General features: G+C 75.1%; 3 protein-coding genes. All 3 read right to left on the bottom strand.

Going from position 1 to position 2,865, the window contains the following annotated elements; genetic code table 11:
• On the bottom strand, nucleotides 1–1,078 hold a 1,078-nt coding region (locus tag DQW85_RS24895; RefSeq protein WP_162795349.1), incomplete at its 3' end, for an ABC transporter permease.
• Entirely contained in the window at nucleotides 1,075–1,800 is a 726-nt protein-coding gene (locus tag DQW85_RS24900) for an ABC transporter ATP-binding protein (protein WP_240197408.1), read from the bottom strand. The genes DQW85_RS24895 and DQW85_RS24900, both read right to left, overlap by 4 nt.
• Before the next feature lie 50 nt (nucleotides 1,801–1,850).
• Nucleotides 1,851–2,865, bottom strand: a 1,015-nt coding sequence (locus DQW85_RS24905) for a peptidoglycan-binding protein (RefSeq protein ID WP_338043412.1), incomplete at its 5' end; no start/stop codon positions are given.

The following is a 2,865-nucleotide window of genomic DNA, read 5'->3' on the forward strand; positions in this document are numbered from 1 at the left end:
CGGGCGGCCAGCCCCGCGACAGCGCGTACCCGGCGGTGGCCAGCGCCCCCAGCACCGCCCCGGCGCCGCCGCCGAGCGCCGACAGCAGCAGCGACTCCGTCAGGAACTGCACGCGAACCTGCCCCCGGGTCGCCCCGAGGGAGCGGCGCAGCCCGATCTCCCTGCGCCGCTCCAGTACCGAGATCACCATCGTGTTGGCCACGCCGACCCCGCCGACCAGCAGCGCGACGGCGCCGAGGCCGAGCAGCAGGTTGGTGAACGCCCCCGCGGCGGCGGCGCGGGCGGCCAGCGCGTCGGACGGCCTGCTGACCTCCACCTCGTCCGGCCTCTCCGGGTTGACCGTGCGCGCCAGCACCGCCCGCACGGCCTCCACCGACTGCTCGTCCGACCGCTCGTAGATCGTCGTGGGGTGCCCGCCGAAGCCCAGCAGCCGCTTCGCGACCGGGAACCCGACGAGGGCCGAGCGCTCGATCTCCTGAGCCAGCGGCATCGGCTCCAGGATGCCCAGCACCGTGAACCACCGGCCGCCCATCCACACCCGCACGCCTGTCCTGGCGATGCCGAGCCGCGCGGCGGCCTGGGAGCCGAGGACGACGGCGGGCTGACGTTCGGTGGCGGCGTTCAGCCAGGCGCCCTTGCCCACGCGGCCCTCCAGCGTCGCCAGCAGCTCGGTGGTCGCGGCCTGGACGGCGATGCCGCCGGTCACGGCCTCGGGGATGCGGTCGGTACGCCGGATCGTGGCGTCGACGGAGCCGGTCGCCGAGGCCGTGCGGACGGGGCCGATGCGCTTGACCATGTCGAGCGCCGTGGTGGGCAGCGTGGCCTCCTCGCCGAACACGGTCCGGCCCGGCGACACCGTGAGCAGGTTGGTGCCGAGCCGGTCGAGCTGGCGCAGCAACTGCTCGCGGGAGGAGGCGGAGATGCCGATCACCGCGATCATGGTGGCGATGCCGATGGCGATGCCGAGCGCCGACAGGATCACCCTGGCCGGGCGGCTCCGCAGGCCGGCCGCGCCCACCCGCAGCACGTCGGACGGGCTGAGCCGGGCCGGTCCCGGCCGCTGCCTGCGCGCCGTCATTCCCGCACCCCCTTCATCTCCTCACCGATGCGGGGGCCTGGGTCGTCCTCGACGATGTGGCCGTCTCGCAGGCGGACCCGCCGGGGGCACGAGGCGGCGATCTCCATGTCGTGCGTGATGACCGCGATCGTCGTACCGGCCGCGTGCAGGTCGCCCAGCACTCCCAGCACCTCGGCGCCCGCGCCCGAGTCGAGGTTGCCGGTGGGCTCGTCGGCGAGCAGCAGCCGCGGGTCGCCCGCCACGGCGCGGGCCACCGCCACCCTCTGCTGCTCGCCACCGGACAGCTGGTGCGGCCGGTGCCCCAGCCGGTGGCCGAGGCCGACCCGTTCCAGCGCGGCGGCGGCCCGCTCGCGCCTGAGGCGGCGCGGCGTGCCCGTGTAGAGCAGGCCGTCGGCCACGTTGTCGAGCGCGCTCACGCCCGGTGCCAGGTGGAACTGCTGGAAGACGAACCCCAGCGTACGGCCGCGCAGCGCCGACAGCTCGCGGTCGGACAGCTCGGCGACGTCCTGCCCGCCGATGCGGACGGTGCCGCCGGTGGGCCGGTCCAGGGTGCCGATCATGTGGAGCATGGTGGACTTGCCGGACCCGGACGGGCCGACGATGGCGAGCAGCTCACCGTCGGCGATCGTCAGGTCCACCCCGCGCAGCGCGTGCACGTCGCCGGCGTGCACCTTCGTCACGGCGCGCAGCTCCACCACGTACGAGGTGCTCTCGGGGCTCACGACGGGGCTCAGTTCGGGGCTCGCGACTGGGCCGGCAGCGTACGAGGGGTTCATGTCGCGGGCACCCCGACCTTCATGCCCTCGGCCAGCCCGCCGCCCTTCACCTCGACGAGGCCGCCGCCGTACCCGCCGGTCTCGACGGCGACGACATGGGTGGCGCCGCCCTCGACGACCTCGACGCCGAACCCGCCCTCGCGCAGTGCCAGCAGCGCCTCCACGGGCACCGTCAGCACGTTCTCGCGGCGTTCGCTCTCCATCTCGACCTCGACCGGCGCCTGGTCCAGCCTGGTCTTGGGCGTCTTGGCCAGCGTGATGTCGACGTCGACGGTGACGTTCTGGTCCTGCCCCTGGCCGGTGCTCTCGGCCACGGTGCCGACCGAGGTGATCTTCCCGGCGACGCGCTCGCCGCCGGGCAGCTCGACGGTCACCCTGGCGCCCTCGCGGGCCAGCGCCTGGTCGTCGGTGTCGAGGTCGACGTGCACCAGCCGCCGCACGCCGCTGACCTTCAGCGCCCGCCGGCCGGGCGCGACCCGGTCGCCGACGGCCACGGCGGCGTCGGTGACGCGGGCCACGGAGGGCAGGAACACCGCCTGCGCCCCGTCCACCCGGCCGGTCTCGGGCAGCCCGCGGTCGTCCTGCCACTCCTTGACGGCCAGGTGGGTGGCGTAGCTGAAGTGGTCGTCCACGGTCAGGTAGTCGCCGTAGCCGAGCGCCTTGAGGTTGCGCTCCAGCTGCTCCACGTCCGGCCCGTCCGCGACGCCCTGGCGAAGCTCCCGGTAGAGCGGCAGCCTGCCGTACATGAGCACGAGAGGCCGGCGGTCCACCTTGAGCAGCGGGCGGCCACGCCGGATCACCGAGCCCTCGGCGGGCGCCCACGTCACCGTGCCGGAGCCGCCGGTGCTCACCTCGCGCTCGCCGGAGTAGGTGAGCGCGCCGGTGACGGTCTTGGTGTCGACGAGATCCCGCCGGGTGATCTCCGCGGTGGCCGGGACGGACGGCCCGGCGGTGGCGGCCGGGCCGGTGCCGCCGTCGCCCAGCACGGCCACGGCCGTCCAGGCCACGGCC

The organism is Nonomuraea lactucae (assembly GCF_003313395.1).
Lineage (GTDB): Bacteria > Actinomycetota > Actinomycetes > Streptosporangiales > Streptosporangiaceae > Nonomuraea > Nonomuraea lactucae.